The sequence below is a fragment of the Rhodoferax sp. WC2427 genome (assembly GCF_040822085.1).
Lineage (GTDB): Bacteria > Pseudomonadota > Gammaproteobacteria > Burkholderiales > Burkholderiaceae_C > Rhodoferax_B.
Genome location: NZ_CP162006.1, coordinates 505,466 through 524,686 on the forward strand (window position 1 = coordinate 505,466; position 19,221 = coordinate 524,686).

The 19,221-nt window shown below is 63.3% G+C and carries 15 protein-coding genes; 13 read left to right on the forward strand and 2 right to left on the reverse strand.

Going from position 1 to position 19,221, the window contains the following annotated elements:
* Positions 1–44: 44 nt before the first annotated feature.
* From AB3G31_RS02420 to AB3G31_RS02455, 8 genes are read left to right on the forward strand one after another with little or no spacing between them, the layout of a single operon-like run.
* On the forward strand, positions 45–6,113 hold the full coding sequence (locus tag AB3G31_RS02420) for a tetratricopeptide repeat protein (RefSeq protein ID WP_367848645.1): 6,069 nt from the start codon (positions 45–47) through the stop codon (positions 6,111–6,113).
* Positions 6,110–6,880, forward strand: coding sequence for a glucose-1-phosphate cytidylyltransferase (gene rfbF / locus AB3G31_RS02425; RefSeq protein WP_367848646.1), 771 nt, complete (start codon positions 6,110–6,112; stop codon positions 6,878–6,880). The genes AB3G31_RS02420 and rfbF overlap by 4 nt, the downstream gene beginning before the upstream one ends.
* Positions 6,880–7,929 (forward strand): CDP-glucose 4,6-dehydratase, encoded by a 1,050-nt coding sequence (gene rfbG, locus AB3G31_RS02430; RefSeq protein ID WP_367848647.1) that lies wholly within the window; start codon positions 6,880–6,882, stop codon positions 7,927–7,929. The genes rfbF and rfbG overlap by 1 nt, the downstream gene beginning before the upstream one ends.
* A gap of 57 nt (positions 7,930–7,986) precedes the next feature.
* On the forward strand, positions 7,987–8,568 hold the full coding sequence (gene rfbC / locus AB3G31_RS02435; RefSeq protein ID WP_367848648.1) for a dTDP-4-dehydrorhamnose 3,5-epimerase: 582 nt from the start codon (positions 7,987–7,989) through the stop codon (positions 8,566–8,568).
* Complete coding sequence (locus AB3G31_RS02440) at positions 8,561–9,400, forward strand: NAD-dependent epimerase/dehydratase family protein (protein WP_367848649.1); 840 nt, start codon at positions 8,561–8,563, stop codon at positions 9,398–9,400. The genes rfbC and AB3G31_RS02440 overlap by 8 nt, the downstream gene beginning before the upstream one ends.
* Positions 9,387–10,142, forward strand: coding sequence for a cephalosporin hydroxylase family protein (locus AB3G31_RS02445; protein WP_367848650.1), 756 nt, complete (start codon positions 9,387–9,389; stop codon positions 10,140–10,142). Before AB3G31_RS02440 ends, AB3G31_RS02445 begins: the two co-directional genes overlap by 14 nt.
* Before the next feature lie 9 nt (positions 10,143–10,151).
* On the forward strand, positions 10,152–10,898 hold the full coding sequence (locus tag AB3G31_RS02450; protein WP_367848651.1) for a TylF/MycF/NovP-related O-methyltransferase: 747 nt from the start codon (positions 10,152–10,154) through the stop codon (positions 10,896–10,898).
* On the forward strand, positions 10,895–11,383 hold the full coding sequence (locus AB3G31_RS02455; protein ID WP_367848652.1) for a DapH/DapD/GlmU-related protein: 489 nt from the start codon (positions 10,895–10,897) through the stop codon (positions 11,381–11,383). The genes AB3G31_RS02450 and AB3G31_RS02455 overlap by 4 nt, the downstream gene beginning before the upstream one ends.
* A gap of 140 nt (positions 11,384–11,523) precedes the next feature.
* On the opposite strand, the gene AB3G31_RS02460 is transcribed toward AB3G31_RS02455, so the two are convergent.
* The gene (locus tag AB3G31_RS02460; protein ID WP_367848653.1) at positions 11,524–12,753 is read right to left on the reverse strand and encodes a flagellin; all 1,230 of its coding nucleotides are present in this window, start codon (positions 12,751–12,753) and stop codon (positions 11,524–11,526) included.
* A gap of 241 nt (positions 12,754–12,994) precedes the next feature.
* On the opposite strand from AB3G31_RS02460, the gene AB3G31_RS02465 reads away from it, so the two are divergent.
* The 4 genes from AB3G31_RS02465 to AB3G31_RS02480 all read left to right on the forward strand — a co-directional run bounded on the left by AB3G31_RS02465 (position 12,995) and on the right by AB3G31_RS02480 (position 16,728).
* Positions 12,995–14,221, forward strand: a complete 1,227-nt coding sequence (locus tag AB3G31_RS02465) for a flagellin (protein ID WP_367848654.1) — start codon at positions 12,995–12,997, stop codon at positions 14,219–14,221.
* Positions 14,222–14,402: 181 nt separating this feature from the next.
* The gene (gene fliD / locus AB3G31_RS02470) at positions 14,403–15,881 is read left to right on the forward strand and encodes a flagellar filament capping protein FliD (protein WP_367848655.1); all 1,479 of its coding nucleotides are present in this window, start codon (positions 14,403–14,405) and stop codon (positions 15,879–15,881) included.
* A 108-nt stretch (positions 15,882–15,989) separates the two neighbouring features.
* Positions 15,990–16,400, forward strand: a complete 411-nt coding sequence (fliS, locus tag AB3G31_RS02475; protein ID WP_367848656.1) for a flagellar export chaperone FliS — start codon at positions 15,990–15,992, stop codon at positions 16,398–16,400.
* A gap of 28 nt (positions 16,401–16,428) precedes the next feature.
* Positions 16,429–16,728 carry a flagellar protein FliT gene (locus AB3G31_RS02480; protein ID WP_367848657.1) on the forward strand — a complete coding sequence of 100 codons (300 nt, stop codon included), beginning with the start codon at positions 16,429–16,431 and terminating at the stop codon, positions 16,726–16,728.
* Between the two features lie 199 nt (positions 16,729–16,927).
* Here the strand turns inward: AB3G31_RS02480 and fliE are convergent, their stop codons facing one another.
* Complete coding sequence (gene fliE, locus AB3G31_RS02485) at positions 16,928–17,245, reverse strand: flagellar hook-basal body complex protein FliE (protein WP_367848658.1); 318 nt, start codon at positions 17,243–17,245, stop codon at positions 16,928–16,930.
* Positions 17,246–17,475: 230 nt separating this feature from the next.
* Here fliE and fliF point away from each other — a divergent pair, with 230 nt between their 5' ends.
* On the forward strand, positions 17,476–19,215 hold the full coding sequence (fliF, locus tag AB3G31_RS02490) for a flagellar basal-body MS-ring/collar protein FliF (protein ID WP_367848659.1): 1,740 nt from the start codon (positions 17,476–17,478) through the stop codon (positions 19,213–19,215).
* Positions 19,216–19,221: the final 6 nt, after the last annotated feature.

Sequence of the window (19,221 nt, forward strand, 5' to 3'; positions counted from 1 at the left end):
ATCCTTGACCATCAGACACTCCCTGCGCTCCAGGCAGCAAGACCATGATCGACGCAAGTACCGAGACATCCAGCCCGCAGCACACCGACACCACGACCGTGGACAGCCTGCTGGAGCAGGCTATCGAGGCCCACCGGGGCCTGGACTTCGTCGCAGCGGAAACGGACTACCGTGCTCTACTGTCCCGTGAGCCTGAACATGCCGATGCGAGTCACAACCTGGGCGTGTTGCTGGCGGTGCAATTGCTGAGGCCCCAGGAGGCCTTGCCTTATTTTGAGGCGGCGCTGAATGCTGATGCCGAGCGGCCCCAGTTTTGGTTCAGTTACATCGACTGCCTGGTGCGCTGCGAGCACTTCGACCTGGCCCGCCAGGTCTTGCCGTTGGCCCAGGGCTTGTCGGTGGGCATGGTCAATGCGCTGACCGAGCGGATGCCGCGGCTGGCCGACACATCCACCCCTGTCGCTATCCCCGAGCCGGAGCGGGAACCCAACCAGACGGAAAAGCAGGCCCTGGTGAGCCTCTTTCAGCAAAAAAAATACGAGCAAGGCGAAGCGCACGCCCGCAAGCTGGTGCAGCGCTACCCCGAAAGCGGCTTCGCCTGGAAGGCGCTGGGCACCATGCTGCAGCCGCAAGGAAAGAAAGAAGAGGCCCTGGAAGCCAAGAAAAGGGCGGTGCAATTGCTGCCTGACGACGCTGAGGGTCTGTGTAACCTGGGGCGCTCGTACTTTGAGCTGGGCCTGACGCTGCAGGCTATTGAGGCCCTGCGGACCTGCGTAGCCACCAAGCCAGACTATGCCGAGGCCTTGAACAATTTAGGTTTGGCGTTGAATGCCAATGGCCAGGTGGATGAAGCGCGCCAATGTTTTGAGCGTGCGATAAAGATCAACCCCCAATTTGCAGAGGCACTCAACAACCTCAGCGGCTTGTTCACATTGAATGGGCAGATCGACGAAGCTATTGCCGTCTTGCAAAAAGCCGTTGCAGCCAAGGCCGATTACAAAATTGCTTTTGACAATTTGCTGTTCGTGGTGAATTACCACCCCGACCGCAGTGCCGAGGAGATATTCAAAAGTTACAGCGAGTACGAACGGCGCTTTGGTGCGCCAGCACGTGCCGAGTGGGTGCCTCACCAAAACCCGCGCAGCACCCAGCGGCGCTTGAAAGTGGGCTACGTGTCCCCCGACTTCAGGGGCCATGCCTGCACCTATTTCATGGAGCCCTTGCTGGCCCGGCATGACCGACAGGTGGTGGAGCTCTACGCCTACGCAGAGTTGACGCATGAAGATGCCGTCACCCAGCGGTACAAGCAGTATGTTGAGCACTGGGTGCCCACCCGGGGCATGAGCGACGTGGCCCTGGCGCAGCGCATCCGGGCCGATGGCATCGACATCCTGGTCGATCTGGCGGGTCACACTGCGGGCAACCGCCTGGGCGCGTTTGCCCGCAAACCGGCGCCGGTGTCGATGAGCTGGATGGGATTTGGCTATACCACCGGCCTGCGGGCCATCGACTACTACCTGACCGATGCCGTGTGCACGCCCGCGGGCAGCGATCACCTGTTCTCGGAAGAACCATGGCGCCTGGACGGCACCTGCTTTACGGCCTACCGCCCCGGCCCCGGCATGGGCGAGGTCAATGCCTTGCCCGCCGCGCAGCGCGGCTATGTCACGCTGGGCACTTTGACCCGGGGCGTACGCATCAACCACCACAGCCTGCGCGTGTGGGCCAGCATCTTGTTGCGGCTGCCCACGGCCCATTTGGTGATCGACAGCCGGTCGTTCCTGGACGCCACGGTGCAGGCCGACGCGGTGCAGAAGTTTGCCGCCTACGGCATCGCTGCCGAGCGCCTGCACATCGGCTTTAACAGCCCACCGTGGGACGTGCTGCGCGGCATTGACCTGGGGCTGGACTGCTTTCCGCACAACAGCGGCACCACCCTGTTTGAAACCCTGTACATGGGCATCCCGTATGTGACCTTGGCGGGCCGCCCCAGCGTGGGCCGCATTGGCAGCAGCATCCTGCACAGCCTGGGCCACCCGGAGTGGATTGCCCACAGCGAAGACGACTACATCGAGAAGGTCGTCGCCCTGGCCTGTGATCTGCCCGCCCTGGCCCGGCACCGCGCCAGCCTGCGTGCCGAAATGCAGGCCAGTGTGCTGATGGACGAGAGCGGCTTTACCCGCAAGGTCGAGCAGGCCTATGCCCAGATGTTTGCCCGCTGGGCCAGCACCGCCCCGCAAGCCACCCAAAAGGCGTCTCCCGTGGCGCGCCGCAGCCAGCCCAGCGCCGATGAAATGAAGTTGGTTTCCTCGCTTTTCCAATCCCGCGACTTTGTGGCGGGTGAAGCCGCCGCCCGCGAGTTGGTGCGCTTGTACCCGCAGCACGGTTTTGGCTGGAAGGCTCTGGGCATCATGCTGCACCCTTTGGGTCGTGCCGAAGAGTCGTTGCAGGCCAAGAAGCAAGCCGCGCACCTGATGCCGCAGGATGCCGAGGCCGCCTGCAACCTGGGCCAGTCCCTGCAAGACATGGGGCAATACGCGCTGGCCGAAACGGTCTTGCAGCGGGCCTTGGCGCTCAAGCCCGACTACGCCGAGGCCTACAACAACCTGGCCATCACCTACCAAAAAATGGGGCGCATCCCCGAATCGGAGGCCAACTTCCAGGCAGCTTTGGCTCTCAAACCCCAAAGCATCTGGATTTTTGACAACCTGTTGTTCACGCTGAACTACCACCCCGACCACAGTGCCGAGGAGATATTTAAGAGCTACTGCGAGTACGAGCGCCGATTTGGCGATCCCTACCGGAGCGCCTGGAAGCCGCACACCAACCAGCGCACCCCGGGGCGGCGCTTGAAGGTGGGCTATGTGTCGCCCGATTTTCGCAGCCACGCGTGCAGCTACTTTCTGGAGCCCTTGCTGGCCCGGCATGACCCGGCGCTGGTCGAGGTCACCGCCTATGCCGACCTGAGCATAGAAGATGCGGCGAGCCAGCGCTACAAGGGCTACGTGTCCCATTGGGTGCCCACCCGGGGCATGAGCGACGCGGCCCTGGCGCAGCGCATTCGGGCCGATGGCATCGACATCCTGGTTGATCTGGCAGGTCACAGCACAGGCAACCGCCTGGGCGCATTTGCCCGCAAACCGGCGCCCGTGTCGATCAGCTGGATGGGCTACGGCTACACCACCGGCCTGCGTGCCATTGACTACTACCTGACCGATGCCGTGTGCACGCCCGCGGGCAGCGAGCACCTGTTCTCGGAAGAGCCATGGCGCCTGGACGGCACCTGCTTTACGGCCTACCGTCCCGGCCCCGGCATGGGCGAGGTCAATGCCTTGCCCGCCGCGCAGCGCGGCTATGTCACGCTGGGCACTTTGACCCGGGGCGTGCGCATCAACCACCACAGCCTGCGCGTGTGGGCCAGCATCTTGTTGCGGCTGCCCACGGCCCATTTGGTGATCGACAGCCGGTCGTTCCTGGACGCCACGGTGCAGGCCGACGCGGTGCAGAAGTTTGCCGCCTACGGCATCGCTGCCGAGCGCCTGCACATCGGCTTTAACAGCCCACCGTGGGACGTGCTGCGCGGCATCGACCTGGGGCTGGACTGCTTTCCGCACAACAGCGGCACCACCCTGTTTGAAACCCTGTACATGGGCATCCCGTATGTGACCTTGGCGGGCCGCCCCAGCGTGGGCCGCATTGGCAGCAGCATCCTGCACAGCCTGGGCCACCCGGAGTGGATTGCCCACAGCGAAGACGACTACATCGAGAAGGTTGTCGCCCTGGCCTGTGATCTGCCCGCCCTGGCCCGGCACCGCGCCAGCCTGCGGGCCGAAATGCAGGCCAGTGTGCTGATGGACGAGAGCGGCTTTACCCGCAAGGTCGAGCAGGCCTATGCCCAGATGTTTGCCCGCTGGGCCCACCAGACCGCGGTGGATGCGGTAGAAGCCACGCCGAGCGTGGACGAGATGAATGCCCTGGTGCGTCTGTTCCAGGACCAGGCGTTTGCCCAGGGCGAGGCGGCAGCGCAGGCCCTGGTGGCGCGCTACCCGCGCCATGGCTACAGCTGGAAGCTGCTGGGTTCCTTTTTGCAAAAGCAGGGCCATGTGGAGGCCGCTTTGCAGGCCAAGCAACGTGCCGTGCAGTTGCTGCCCGACGACACCGAGGCCTTGTTCAATCTGGCGCTGGCCTATGAGCAGCAGGGCCTGATGGCCCAGGCCGAGCCCTGCTACCGCGCCGTGATTGCCCAGCACCCGGACGATGCCGACGCCCACCACAATCTGGGCAACACCCTGGTCGGACAGGGACAGCAAGCGCAGGCCATCCCCTGTTACCGCGAAGCCCTGCGCTTGCAACCGCAGCTGGAGAGTGCCTACGACAGCCTCGGCGGGCTCTTGCAAGACGCGGGCTTCCTGGTGGAGGCCGAGTCGGTGTGGCGCCGGTTTTTGCAGGTCAAGCCCGGTCATATGCAGGCGGTCATACAACTGGGGCGCAATCTGCAACGGCAAGGCCGCCGTGCCGAAGCAGAGGCCTGCATGCGCAGTGCCGTGGACGTGAAGGAAGACGACCTTGCCGATTACTTCACCCGCGCCAACCTGCTGGGCGAGCTGGGCCTGTACGCTGATGCCGAGGCCGATTTCCGTCGGGCGCTGGACATCAACCCCAAAGCCCCTGAAATCTGGTGCAATCTGGCCGCCAATCTCAAAGAACAAGGGCGGCTGACCGAGGCCGAAGCCTGCGCGCAACGGGCCTTGGACATCCAGCCTGAACTGGTGGTTGCGGTGACCAACCATGCCGTGATCTTGATGACCCAGGGGCGGTTGATCGAGGCGGAGGCCGGTTTCCGCAAGGCTTTGGAGCTGATGCCGGACAACCAAGGCATTTTCTCCAACATGCTGTTTGCGCTGAACTACGACGCAGACAAAAGCGCCGAGGAGATCTTCGAGGCGTACCGTGAATTTGACCGACGGTTTTGCAGCGTCCACCGGGACACCTGGACCCCCCATACCAACGTCCCGGCGGCTGGGCGGCGGCTCAAGGTGGGCTACGTGTCGCCAGACTTCAAGAACCACTCGTGCATCTTCTTTATGGAGCCCCTGCTGTCACAGCACGACGCCCAAGTGGTCGAGCTGTACGCTTACGCCGACCTCACCCAGGAAGACCACGCCACCAAGCGCTACAAGGAGTACTTTGAGCACTGGGTGCCGATACGCGGCATGTCGGACGTGGCCTTGGCGCAGCGTATCCGGGCCGATGGCATTGATATCTTGGTGGACATGGCAGGCCACACCTCGGGCAACCGCTTGTGCCTGTTTGCCCGCAAGCCTGCCCCGGTGTCCATGAGCTGGATGGGCTATGGCTACACCACCGGCCTGCAAGCCATTGACTACTACCTGACCGATGCCATCAGCGCGCCACAGGGCAGCGAACACCTGTTTGCGGAAACCCCCTGGCCCCTGCCCGATACCTGTTTTACCGCGTACCGCCCTGGCACATCGATGGGCGAGGTGAACGCCTTGCCCGCGCTGCAGCGGGGTTATGTGACGCTGGGCACGCTCACGCGGGGCGTGCGCATCAACTACCGCACCATCCGCGTGTGGGTGCAGATCTTGCAGCGCCTGCCCACGGCGCGCATCGTGATCGACAGCAGTTCCTTCAAAGACCACGACGTGGCGCAGGCCCTGCTGCTGCAATTCACGGCGCAGGGCATTGCGCAGGAGCGTGTGTACGTCGGCTACAACAGCCCCCCGTGGGACGTGCTGCGCGGTATCGACATCGGGCTGGACTGCTTTCCGCACAACTCCGGCACCACGCTGGTGGAGACCCTGTACATGGGCATTCCCTATGCCACCTTGGCGGGCCGGCCCAGCGTGGGGCGCATCGGAAGCTCCATCTTGCACGCCGTAGGCCACCCAGAGTGGATTGCCCAGACCGAAGACGAATACGTCGACATCGTGGTCGCCCTGGCCCATGACCTGCCCGCCCTGGCCGCGCACCGCGCCAATTTGCGGGGTGAGATGCAGGCCAGCACGCTGATGGACGAGCCCGGCTTTGCCCGCAAGGTCGAGACCGCCTACGCACAGATGTTCCAACGCTGGGAGGAGTCGCAAACATGAAAGCCGTCATTTTGGCCGGGGGCCTGGGCACCCGCATCTCGGAGGAAACCCACCTCAAACCCAAGCCGATGATCGAGATCGGTGGCAAGCCCATCCTGTGGCACATCCTGAAGATGTACTCCGCCCACGGCGTGAACGACTTCGTGATCTGCTGCGGCTACAAGGGCTACATCATCAAGGAATACTTCGCCAACTATTTCCTGCACATGTCTGACGTGACCTTCGACATGGCCAACAACCGCATGGAAGTGCACCACAAGCACGCCGAGCCCTGGAAGGTGACCCTGGTGGACACCGGCGACGACTCCATGACCGGCGGCCGCCTCAAGCGGGTGGCCGACTACCTGCGGGGTGAAGAAGCCTTTTGCTTCACCTACGGGGACGGCGTGTCGGATGTGGATATTGGTGCATCCATCGCCTTCCACCACCGGCACGGCAAGCTGGCCACCGTCACCGCGGTGCAGCCCCCGGGCCGCTATGGCGCGTTGAACATGCGCGGTGCGGTGGTGCAGGGCTTCACCGAGAAGCCGCGTGGCGATGGCGGCTTGATCAACGGGGGCTTTTTTGTGCTCTCGCCCCAGGTGCTGGGCCGCATTGCCGACGACCACACCAGCTGGGAGCAAGAGCCGCTGACGGGCCTGGCCGCCGAAGGCCAGCTCATGGCTTTTGAACACACCGGCTTCTGGCAACCCATGGACACGCTGCGTGAGAAAAACCTGCTCGAAGAGCTGTGGCTGTCGGGCAAAGCCCCCTGGAAAACATGGTGATGTGGTCTGACACCCCGGTTTTTCTCACCGGCCACACCGGCTTCAAAGGCGGCTGGCTGGCCCTGTGGCTGCACGCGCTGGGGGCCAAGGTGCACGGCTACGCGCTGGACCCGAACACCACCCCCAACCTGTTTGGCGCGGCGCGTGTGGCCGAGGTGCTGGCCAGCGACGCGCGCGCCGATCTGGCCGACCGCACCGCGTTGCAGGCCGCGTTGACCGCCGCCCAGCCCCGAGTCGTATTCCACCTGGCCGCCCAGCCCTTGGTGCGCGCCAGCTATGCCGACCCGCTGGGCACCCTCGCCACCAACGTCATGGGCACCGCCCACCTGCTGGAGGCCGTGCGCCAGGTGCCCAGCGTGCGCGCCGTGGTGGTGGTGACGACCGACAAGGTCTACGACAACCGCGAATGGGTCTACCCCTACCGCGAAAGCGATGCACTGGGCGGGCACGACCCCTACAGCGCCAGCAAGGGCGCGGCGGAAATCGTGGCCGCCAGCTACCGCGCCAGCTTCTTCCACACCCCCGGCGCGGCGCAGATCGCCACCGCCCGCGCGGGCAACGTCATCGGCGGCGGCGACTGGGCGGCCGACCGGCTGGTGCCGGATTGTTTGAAGGCCTTTGCGCATGGCCAGCCGGTGCAGCTGCGCTTTCCCGGTGCGGTACGGCCCTGGCAGCACGTTTTGGAGCCACTGTCGGGCTATTTGCGCCTGGCCCAGGCCCTGCAGGACGGCCCCGCTGCCGCCAGCGCCTGGAACTTCGGCCCCGATGCCCGCGGCGAGGCTACCGTGGGCCAGGTCGCCCAGCGGCTGGCCGTGCTGTGGGGGCAGGGCGCACGCGTCGAATTTCCCGAGGGTGGCAGCCACCCGCACGAGGCCGGCCAGTTGCGCCTGGACATCACGCGCGCCCGCGCCGCGCTGGGCTGGCAACCGCGCTGGAGCCTGGAGGAAGCCCTGGCCCACACGGTGGCCTGGCAGCGTGCCTGGCGGGCCGGGGACGACATGGCGGTGGCCTGTCGGGACCAGATAGCCGCATTTGGTGGCGTGGAGTAAATGCTATGTTATTAGTAGCTTCTCACGCTCTATCCATAAGCGTTGGAGGTCGTTTTGATGCTTGAAGTCGCCACACCGCGTTTTCATTTCCAGCCCACGCCCCTGGCCGGGTTGTGGCTGGCGCAGCGCCAGCCCATCCGCGACGCGCGGGGTTTTTTTGCCCGCTTCTACTGCGCGCAGGAGTTTGCCGCCATCGGCGTGGTGCAGCCCTTGGCGCAGATCAACCATTCGTTCTCCCACCAGCCCGGCACGCTGCGCGGCCTGCACTTCCAGCACCCGCCGCACGCCGAAACCAAGGTGGTCAGCTGCCTGAGCGGCCGCATTTTTGACGTGGCGGTGGATTTGCGCAGCGGCTCACCTACCTTTTTGCAGTGGTTTGGCGTGGAGCTGTCGGCCCAGGCGCAAAACAGCCTGGTGATCCCTCCCGGCTTCGCCCATGGTTTCCAGACGCTGGAGCCTGACAGCGAAATTCTCTACCTCGTCACCACCGCCTACAGCGCGGAATTCGAGGACGGCCTGCACCCGCTCGACCCGGCGCTGGCCATCGACTGGCCCCTGCCAGTGGCCGAAATATCGGCCCGCGATGCCCAGCGCCCGCTGCTGGATGTGGCCACCTACGCGGGTGTTCCCCATGTCTGAAGCCCCCTCCATCACCGTGCTGGGCGCGGGGGGCTTTATCGGCCAGCACTTGGTGGCGCACTTGCAGCGGGCGGGCCACGCCTGCTATGCCCCGGTGCGGGGCGACCCGGCGGTGTTCACCCGGCCGCTGGGGCATGTGGTCTACGCCATTGGCCTCACGGCCGACTTTCGCAGCCGCCCGCTGGACACGGTGGAGGCGCATGTGTGCTTTTTGCGGCAACTCCTGCAACAGGCGCAGTTCACGTCGCTGACCTACCTGTCGAGCACCCGCGTTTACGCCGGTGCCACCGATACGCGCGAATCGGCCCGCCTGCACGTCAACCCCAACGATGCCAGCGACCTGTACAACCTGTCCAAGCTGATGGGCGAGTCGCTGTGCCTGCACGGCGGCCATGCGGGCATGAAGGTGGCGCGTCTGTCCAACATCGTCGGCCTGCGGCCCGACCCCGACATTTTTATCGACCAGCTGCTGGCCGAAGGCTGCCGCACCGGCCATGTGCACCTGCACACCGCGCTGGCGTCCTGCAAAGATTACCTGTCCATTGGCGACGCGGTGGAGCTGTTGACCCGCATCGCCCTCAGCCCCGACACCGGCATCTTCAACCTGGCCAGCGGCGAGGGCGTGGCCAACCAGCAGGTGGTTGAAGCCCTGCAACGCCACATGGGCTTTACCGTGACGGTGGCGCCGGAGGCCCCGGTGTGGGACTTTCAGCCCATCGACACCCACAAGACCCGCGCTCGCTTTGGCCTGGTGCCCCAGCCATTTGCCGATTACTTTCCCCATTTCCTCCAGCAATACCGACAACACAGGAGTCTGCATGCCCTACCTTGAAACCACCCCCTCGGCCCACCCCGATTACCAGCTGGAAAAGCAGCAGCGCATTGCCGCCTTTGCCGACGATGCCGAGTTTCGGGCGCTCTCCAACCAATGGCGTGCCATGGCCCTGGAGCGCAAGTACATGAACAACTTCTCCTGGCTGGGCCGTCCGCTGATCCAGCTGCCGATGGACGCGATGGCGCTGCAAGAGATCATCTGGGCCGTGAAGCCCGACCTCATCATTGAAACCGGCGTGGCCCACGGCGGCTCGGTGGTGCTGTCGGCCTCGATGCTGGAGCTGCTGGGCCACGGCGAGGTGGTGGGTATCGACATCGACATCCGCCCGCACAACCGCCAGGCCATTGCCGCCCACCCCATGGGCCATCGCATTTCGCTGATCGAAGGCTCCAGCGTCGCCCCCGAGGTGGTGGCCCAGGTCAAGGCGCTGGCGGCGGGCAAAAAGAAGGTGCTGGTGTGCCTGGACTCCAACCACACCCACGCGCACGTGCTGGCCGAGCTGAACGCCTATGCCGAGCTGGTCAGCGTGGGCAGCTACTGCATCGTGTTTGATACGTTTGTGGAAGACATGCCTGACGACTACGTGTGGACCGACCGCCCCTGGGGCAAGGGCGACAACCCCAAGACGGCCGTGTGGGAGTGGATGAAGCACAACCCCGGCTTTGTGATCGACAAGTCGGTGGAAGACCGTTTGCTGGTCACCTCTGCGCCCGACGGGTTTTTGCAACGCATCGCCTGAGGTAGCGCCATGAACTTTCTCTCCAGCGTGTTTTTTGGCATCCAGGCCGAGGGCTTTGTGCAGGGCGTGCAAAAGACCATCGACAGCATCCCGCACAAAGACGGTATCTTCACCGGCGACAACCTCATCACCTTCGGCCGCAACCTGGGCTTCTTCCAGGATGAAAAATTCATGGCGGCGTGGCGTGGCAATGTGGAGACGCCGGTCGAAGAAGCCATCGTCTGGCGCCTGGCCGTGCTGGCCTGGGCCGCCAAAAGCGTGATCGCCCGCAAGATACCGGGCGACTTTGTGGAATGCGCCTGCTACAAGGGCATTACCGCCCGCATCTTGTGCGAGTACACCGACTTTGCCCAGCGGCCCGACCGCAGCTACTACCTCTACGACCTGTTCGAGCACGACGACAGCATGCTGCACCATTCCATGGCCGAGCACAGCACCACCCTGTTTGACAAGGTGACCGCGCGCTTTGCCGACCACCCCAATGTGCAGGTGGTGAAGGGCAGCATCCCCGAGGTGCTGCACCAGGTCAGCCCGGAAAAAGTGGCCTTCCTGCACATCGACCTGAACAACGCCCCGGCGGAGATCGGCGCGCTGGAGGTTTTGTTCGACCGCCTGTCGCCAGGGGGCATTTTGGTGCTGGACGACTATGGCTGGCTGGCCTACCGGGCCCAAAAGCTGGCCGAAGACCCCTGGCTGGCCGAGCGCGGCTACCAGGTGCTGGAGCTGCCTACGGGGCAGGGGCTGGTGTTCAAGTGATCACCATCCACCCCCAAGCCCAGGTATCGCACCTGGCCGATATCGAAGACTCGGTGCGCGGCACCCGCATCGACATTGGTGCCCACACCGTGGTGGACAGCTTCGTCAAATTCAAGCCTGCAGGCGGCACTGGCGACGTGGTGGTGGGCGAGTGGTGTGTCATCAATAGCGGTTGCGTGCTCTACACCGGCAACGGCATCCATATCGGCAACCAGGTTGCGATCGCCGCCAACTGCACCTTTGCCCCGGTCAACCACGCCTACCAGGACCGCCACCGTCCCATCCGCGAACAGGGCTTCATGCCCAGCAAGGGCGGCATCGTGGTGGAAGACGACGTGTGGATCGGTGCCAACGTTGTGCTGCTGGACGGCTGCATCCTGCGGCGGGGCTGCGTGGTGGCGGCGGGCTCCATCGTGCGGGGCGAGGTCGCGGCCTACTCGGTGGTGGCCGGACAGCCGCTGCGCGTGGTGGGCATGCGGCAGTAGGCCGATGGCCTGAAGGGGCTGGTTTGCTATGTAATTTGATGTCAAATTACATAGCTGCTTACGCTGATCAAATAAGCGCAGGCACCTTCTTTGGTGCATAAAAAAAGGCCTCGAAAGGCCTTTTTTTATGCGGGGGAGGCTTACTGCTGCAGCAGCGACAACACACCCTGTGGCAGCTTGTTGGCCTGGGCCACCATGGCTGTACCGGCCTGCTGCAGAATTTGGGTGCGTGACAGGTTGGCCGTTTCCTGGGCAAAGTCGGCATCCACGATCCGGCCCTTGGCGGCGGCCAGGTTTTCTATCTGGATGCTGATGTTGCTCACAGCGCTTTCAAAGCGGCTTTGCAGCGCACCCAGGTTGGCGCGGGCCGAGTTCACCTGGTCGATGGCCGCGTCGATCTTCTTCAGGGCCACCCAGGCATTGCGCTGGGTGTCCACGGTCAGGGTGTCGATGCCCAGCGCGTCGGACGTGGTGTTGACGGCATTGATCGTGGAGCCCATCGCCGCAATCGAGGTCAGGCCGGTGGTCGCGGCGGTAAAGCCGGTGAGCGCCACCACGGCGGCATCGCCGTTGGAGTCCAGCTTGGCCGACATCAGGTCGATGCGGTACGTTTGGTCCAGGTTTTGTGACAAGAAGGCGGTCACGCCGGTGTCGGTGGATTTGCGGTTAAGCGCCTCTACCACCTGGCCCATGCGCTCCGAGCCTGAGCTGGCGGCCGCCAGAGGGCCCAGGTCGAAGGAAAACGTGCCGGCCCCGGTGACCGATATCGACAAAGTCCCCGCGCTCAACGCGGTCAGTGAATTCACCGACGAGGCCGCCACCTGGCTGGCCGACTGGTCATAGCCGTAGGCGATGTCGGCCAAGCCGACGGCGGTGGAGTTGGTCAGTGCACCCAGCGATGCCACGTCGCCCGAGTTGGCCCCTACCTGGAACACCGCCCCGGCAAACGAGCCGTCCAGAATCTTTCGACCGTTGAACGAGGTCTGCTTGGCGACCCGGTCGATTTCATCGGTCAGCTGGCCGACCTCGGCCTGCAAGGCCTGGCGGTCCGCGGCGCTGTTGGTGGCATTGCTGGCCTGTACCGCCAGTTCCCGCATACGTTGCAGCATGTCGCCCACCTTGCCCAACGCACCTTCAGCCGTTTGCGCCAAGGAAATGCCATCGTTGGCATTGCGGGCCCCCACCGAGAGGCCGCGCAACTGGGTCGTCATGCGTTCGGCGATGGCCAGGCCAGCGGCGTCGTCCTTGGCGCTGTTCACGCGCAGACCAGAGGACAGGCGCTGCATGGATGTGGCCAGCCCCATCGCACTGGTTGCCAGATTGCGCTGGGCGTTGAGAGAATTGACGTTGGTATTGATCGTGGCAGCCATTGCGAAGCTCCTTTAAGGAAAGATGTTGGCCAAAGCCGGTTGTGGTCAGCTCTGCTGGCCAACGACCATGAGCGGTAAGTAAATTGTGGTCATTTGGGTTTTTGGCGTTGCCGCGATAAGCGGCAAGAAAACCCCGGTTATTTACGCGTTAGCCCTAAAGTTTTGGCGCGGACACCCGAAAACCTATCCAACGGGCCTTTTCACTGGTTCGTCATTGGACCCACACCTTAGGAGCTTTGAAATGACCACCACTATCAATACCAACGTAAATTCGCTGAATGCGCAGCGCAACCTGATGGCTTCTGGCGGCTCGCTCGCCACCTCCATGCAGCGCCTGTCCTCCGGCCTGCGCGTGAACAGCGCCAAGGACGACGCCGCTGGCCTGGCTATTGCCGAGCGCTTTTCCAGCCAGATCAAGGGCTTGACGGTTGGTGCACGTAACGCCAATGACGGTATTTCGCTGGCGCAAACGGCTGAAGGTGCGTTGGGCAAGGTGGGCGACATGCTGCAACGTATGCGTGAACTGGCCGTGCAGTCCAGCAACGCCACCAACAGCGCTGCTGACCGCAAGGCTCTGCAATCCGAAGTGAGCCAGCTCACCGACGAAGTGGACCGTATCGCCAAGCAAACTTCGTTCAACGGCAAAAAGGTGCTGGACGGCACGTTTGCTGGTGCGGTGTTCCAGGTGGGTGCGAACTCTGGCGAAAACATCACGGTGGGTGGCCTGACCAATTCCACCGCTGCCGGGTTGTCCAAGTCCGCCTATTCCTACGACCAGTCGAACAGCTCGATCACGGCTTCTTCTGTCAATTCGCTGACCGCCCTGTCCGCAGGTACCCTGACGATCGCCGTAACAGGCGCCGGGACGACCACCATCAAGCTGGATGCCATTGCCGCCGCCTCGTCGGGTTCGGAGCGCATGGGCCAGGTGGTGGAAGCGATCAACCGCAAAACTGCCGATACCGGTGTGACCGCCTTCTTGTCGCAAAACGCAGACCAAAGCTACCGCATCGACATCATGAATGAAAACTTGACCACCGCAGGCGACTCCGCCGTGGTCAGTTTCACGGGCTTTACCGCGGCTACCACGGGCTTGGTCTTGGCGGGCGATCTGGCTTCGAAGATCGATGCCACCAACACCACCAGCGACGCACTGGGCATTGACACGCTGAGCATTGATACCCAGCGTAACGCCTGGGTGGCCATCAAGAAGCTGGACGCGGCCATCAACCAGGTCAACTCGGCCCGCGCCCAACTGGGTGCTCTGCAAAGCCGGTTTGAAAGTGCCACCGGCAATATCGCCATCAACGTGGAGAATCTGTCTGCTTCCCGCGGCCGGATTGTGGATGCCGACTTTGCGCAAGAAACTGCCAATCTGTCGCGTACGCAGATCCTGCAACAGGCCGGTACCGCCATGGTGGCCCAGGCCAACAAGCTGCCACAAAGCGTGCTGTCGCTGCTGCAATAAGACGCAGAAGCACCGCCCCTTGCGCGCCGCCTAAGGTTTGCAAGGGCGTCAATAGGTGCTAAAACGCAAAGGCGGATAAAGGAACCCCCTTTATCCGCCGTTTTGCCTTTTGGAATGCGGATACAAACACGGGTATTCGCAGCCACCGCCACGGTGGTACGTTATTGTTCTGGAGAACATCATGGGTATTTCATCTACCGGTATTGGCAGTGGTTTGAATGTCGAGAACATCATCACCAAGCTGGTCGCACTGGAAACCCAGCCCCTGACCTCGCTGCAGCTCAAAGCGACGATCATCCAGACCAAGATTTCCGATTACTCGCAGATCAAATCGCTGGTATCCACCCTGACAGACACCGCGTCCAAGCTGTCGCTCGACAGCGGCTGGAACACGGTGGCCGTCTCCTCTTCCAACAGCGCGGCGGTGTCTGCCACCGTGACCGGCATTGCCAGCGCCACCAGTTTCAGTGTGGGCGTGTCGCAATTGGCCAAGGCGCAGTCCAGCGTCTCGGATGCCGTCACGGCCGGTGCCGCGGTGGGCTCGGCGGGCACCTTGACCCTGCAACTCGGCACCTGGGGCCCCGCCCGGGCCAACGCCACCGGTAGCCTGTTTACACCCGGCAGCGCGGCCAGTGTGAACGTCACCGTGGCCGCCAGTGACACCCTGGCGCAGATTGCCGCCAAGATCAACGACGCGGGCTCCGGCGTGGTGGCCACCGTGCTGACCGATGCCTCGGGTGACCGCCTCATGCTGCGCTCCGCCAGCACCGGCGAGGCGCAGGGGTTCCGGGTGCAGGCCAACGATACCGGGGATGGCAACAACACCAACGACAGCGGCCTCTCGGCCCTGGCCTTCGATCTGGACCTGGACCCCGGCAACACTGCGGCGCCCACCGTGGCTGCCTATGGCATGGGTGCCAACACCTACCAGGCCGGGCAAAACGCCAAGGCCACTATCAACGGAATTGCCGTTACCTCGGCCAACAACAGCTTCAAAGACGTGGTGGCGGGCTTGACCATTACCGCGTCCGCGGTGACCACCAGCGACGCAGAGCTCATCACCACCAATGACAAAGCCGCGCTGACCAAAAATATCCAGGCCTTTGTAGATGCCTACAACGCCGTCAACAAGTACCTGGCCGATGCCACGTCCTACGACGACGCCACCAAGAAATCGGGCGACCTGCAGGGTGACTCCACGGCCATCGGCCTGCGCAATTCCTTGCGTTCCCTGCTGGGCACCGGGGTGGTGGGGGGCAGCTACAAGCGCCTGTCGGACGTGGGTCTGAGCGTGGCACGCGACGGCAGTGTGACGGTGGATGCCACCAAGCTGGGCACGGCCCTGGACAACCCTGCCAATGTGAAGATTCTGTTTGCCCAGAAAAACACCGATGCCAGCACCAACGGCATTGCCCGCAAGGTCAAGACTTTCGCCGACGGCTTACTGGCTTTCAGCGGGGGGCTGAACAACAAGGCGGACTCCTTGGCTGCGGAAACCAAGCGCAACATGGCCAACCAGGACAAGGTGACCGCCCGGGCTGCGGCCGTGGAAAAGCGCCTGCGTACCACCTACACCGCGCTGGACACCAAGATGGCCGGGCTGACCGCCTTGAGCACCTACATCACCGACCAGGTGGCGGCATGGAACAACAACAAGTAGGCGGTGGTGCGGACCACACAGCTTTGCGATATTTCAACCATTGAGGGCTTGAGTTTTTGAGTGCACTGCCGATAACTAATACATCAAGTTCAAATGGATGCCCCCACCATGTTTACACCCGTAAGTGCCCGTGCAGCCTCCGCTTACAAACGCGTGGGCGCCCAGACCAGCATCGAAGGCGCAAGCCCCCACCAGGTGATTTGCCTGCTGTTCGAAGCGCTGGTGCAGTCTTTACACGCTGCCCGTGGCTGCCTGGCCCGTGGCGATATCGAAGGCAAAGGCCAGTCGATTGGCAAGGCGGTACGTATTTTGGAAGAAGGCCTGAAAGCGGCGCTGGACATAGAAGCTGGCGGCGAGCTGGCGGTGAACCTGCGCGGTGTGTACAACTACAGCATTCTGCGGTTGACCACCGCAAACTTGAACAACGACATCACTTTGATTGAAGAGGTAACGCAGTTGATAGTGCCCGTATTCGATGCCTGGAAAAGCATCCCTCTGCCCCCTGTCGGCAATGCATAAGCCCCACCCACCTTGCCGGACCCAGACCATGTCGCAAACTCTGATTGACTACTACAAAGCCATTGAAGACAGCAGCTTCAAGATGCTGAAGGCCGCCCAGCTGGAAGATTGGGACGAAGTGGTGCGCTACGAAGGTGCCTGCGCCGTGCTGATCGAGCAACTGCGCCACCAGTCCTTGGCCGACCAACTGACCCCCGAGAACAAGACCGAAAAAGCCCGCATCATGCAACGCATCTTGCGCAACGATGCGCAGATCCGCTGCCTGACCGAGCCCTGGATCCAGCAGTTCGAGCAAATCCTGGAGCGCAAGCCACAGTTGCTGCACTGATGAAAAATGGTAGCTGCCAGCGCTTATCAAACAAGCGCTGGAGCTTCATTTGACCCATAAAAAAGCCCCAGAAATGGGGCTTTGTGCATGGTGCAAACCGTCAAACGGCAGGTGCTATTTATTTGGGAGCTGCCTACGCTGATGGAATAAGCGTAAACCCCTTAAAAGATCTACAAGACACCGATGCTGTGCGGTGCTTCTAGACTTGCATGTTCATGATGTCGCTGTACGCCTGCACCATGCGGTTGCGTACATGCAAGGTGGCTTGAAAGCCGATCTGGGCTTTCTGGATCGCCACCATGGTTTCTTCCAGGCTGACGTTCGGGTTCTCCATCTGCACCTCGTTCTGCAGCCGGGTGGACTCGTTTTGCGCTGCGCTCACTTCGGCCAAGGCGCCCTTGAGCGCGGTGGAGAAACCGGGCCCTTTGGCATCCGCGATGGCAGAGGCAGAGGGGCGCTGCACCATGCCCGTGCGGGTGGGCAGGGGGGTGGAAACGGGAGATAAGCGGAGATCCATGACAGTTCCCTCCAGGGGATGGATACGAATGCGCCAATCGTAGTAGGGTGCCGTCGGTGTATGGTGCTGAAAAGGCGGCCAAAACCCCGGCTTATCAGGGCGATGCCTGGGCGGCTTGCCGGAATAATCAAAAGCGTTAATTGATACAACCTGCCTGCCCCAGGGTGCTCTGCATCCGGGTCCATGCAAGTTGATGGAGCAAGCTCGCGCCATACCACCCGGAAAGCATGATGTCTGCAGTCGCCGAAATACCCGCACCGACCCTCTCGCCGTTGACGCAGCGTCTGTCCAACCTGGACCGCGCGCAGCGCATGCGCCTGGGTGCGGGCATTGCATTGCTGGTGGTGGGGGCCTTGGTCGCCGTGCTGATGGGGCGCCAGCCCGACTACAAGGTGCTGTATACCAATCTGGCCGACAAAGACGGTGGTGCCATCGTGGCCCAGTTGTCGCAGATGAATGTGCCCTACAAGTACACCGAAGGCGGCGGTGCCATCATGGTGCCGGCCGAGAAAGTGCACGACACCCGCTTGCGCCTGGCCTCCCTGGGCCTGCCCAAGGGCTCGGTGGTGGGTTTCGAGCTGATGGAGGCGAACCGCTTCGGCATGACGCAGTTCCAGGAGCGACTGGCCTTCCAGCGCGGACTGGAGGGCGAACTGACCCGCTCCATCCAGGCTTTGTCTTCAGTGTCCAGCGCCCGGGTGCACCTGGCTCTGCCCAGCCAAAACGGATTTTTCAGAGAGCAGCAAAAACCCTCGGCCTCGATCCTGGTGAGCTTGCAGCCTGGCCAGTCGCTGGACCGCACACAGCTGGCGGGCATCGTGCACCTGGTCGCCTCCAGCGTGCCTGAGCTGCTGCCCAGCGCCGTCAGCGTGCTGGACGACACCGGCAAGCTGCTGTCGCAGTCGCCCGATGGTGCCAGCGGCGCCGATGCCGAGCAACTGCAGTATGTACAGCGCATCGAGCAGCAATACAGCCGCCGCATCCTGGACATGCTGGAGCCCATCGTAGGCCGCCAGAACGTCAAGGCCCAGGTCACGGCCGAGGTCGATTTCTCGCAGGTCGAATCCACCGCCGAATCGCACCGGCCCAACCTGGCCAGCGATGCCAGTGCCGTGCGCAGCCAGCAGGTGGTGGAAACCGGTGGCGGGGCCCAGGGTGCCGCCTTGCCCAGCGGCATCCCCGGTGCCACCACCAACCAGCCGCCGGCTTCGGCCACCGCACCTATCAACGGCCCCGCCGTGGCCTTGGCGGCTGCAGGCTCGGCCAGCGCCGCGGCCGCTGCGGGCGGCCCGGCAGCGGGTGCAAAGCGCGAATCGGTGACCAATTACGAGGTGGACAAGACGGTGCGGGTGGTGCGCGGCGGCTCCGGCTCCATCAAGCGGCTGAGCGCCGCCGTGGTGGTCAACCATGCCGTGGCTGCCGACGAAAAGGGCCAGCCCACCACTAAAGCGTTGACCGACCAGCAAATCGAGCAAATGACCGCTCTGGTGCGCGAATCCATCGGCTTCAACAAAGACCGGGGTGACTCGGTCAACCTGATGAACGCCCCGTTTCTGGTGGACGTGCCGGTGGTGGACAACACCCCGCTGTGGAAGCAGCCCGAAACCCTGGAGATGGCCCGCAACCTGGCCTGGCCCGTGGGCACCGTGCTGCTGGCACTGCTGGTGGTTTTTGGCCTGGTGCGTCCGGCCTTGAAAGCCATGGCCGAGCCCAAGCTTGTGCCGTTGGAGCCCGCAGCCCTGGGCCCGGATGGACAGCCATTGGCGGTGGGGATGGGCCCGCTGGGCGGTCCTTTGGATGCGCTGGTGGCGGGCGACACGCCGCGCGGCACCATCATCGGCCCCGATGGCATCCAGATTCTGGCCCCCACCGACCACCAGTTGCGGCTGGAGGATGCGCGCCAGCTGGCCCGCACCAACTCGACTGCGGTGGCGAATATCGTGAAAAACTGGATCAACGGCGAAGACTGAGGCAAC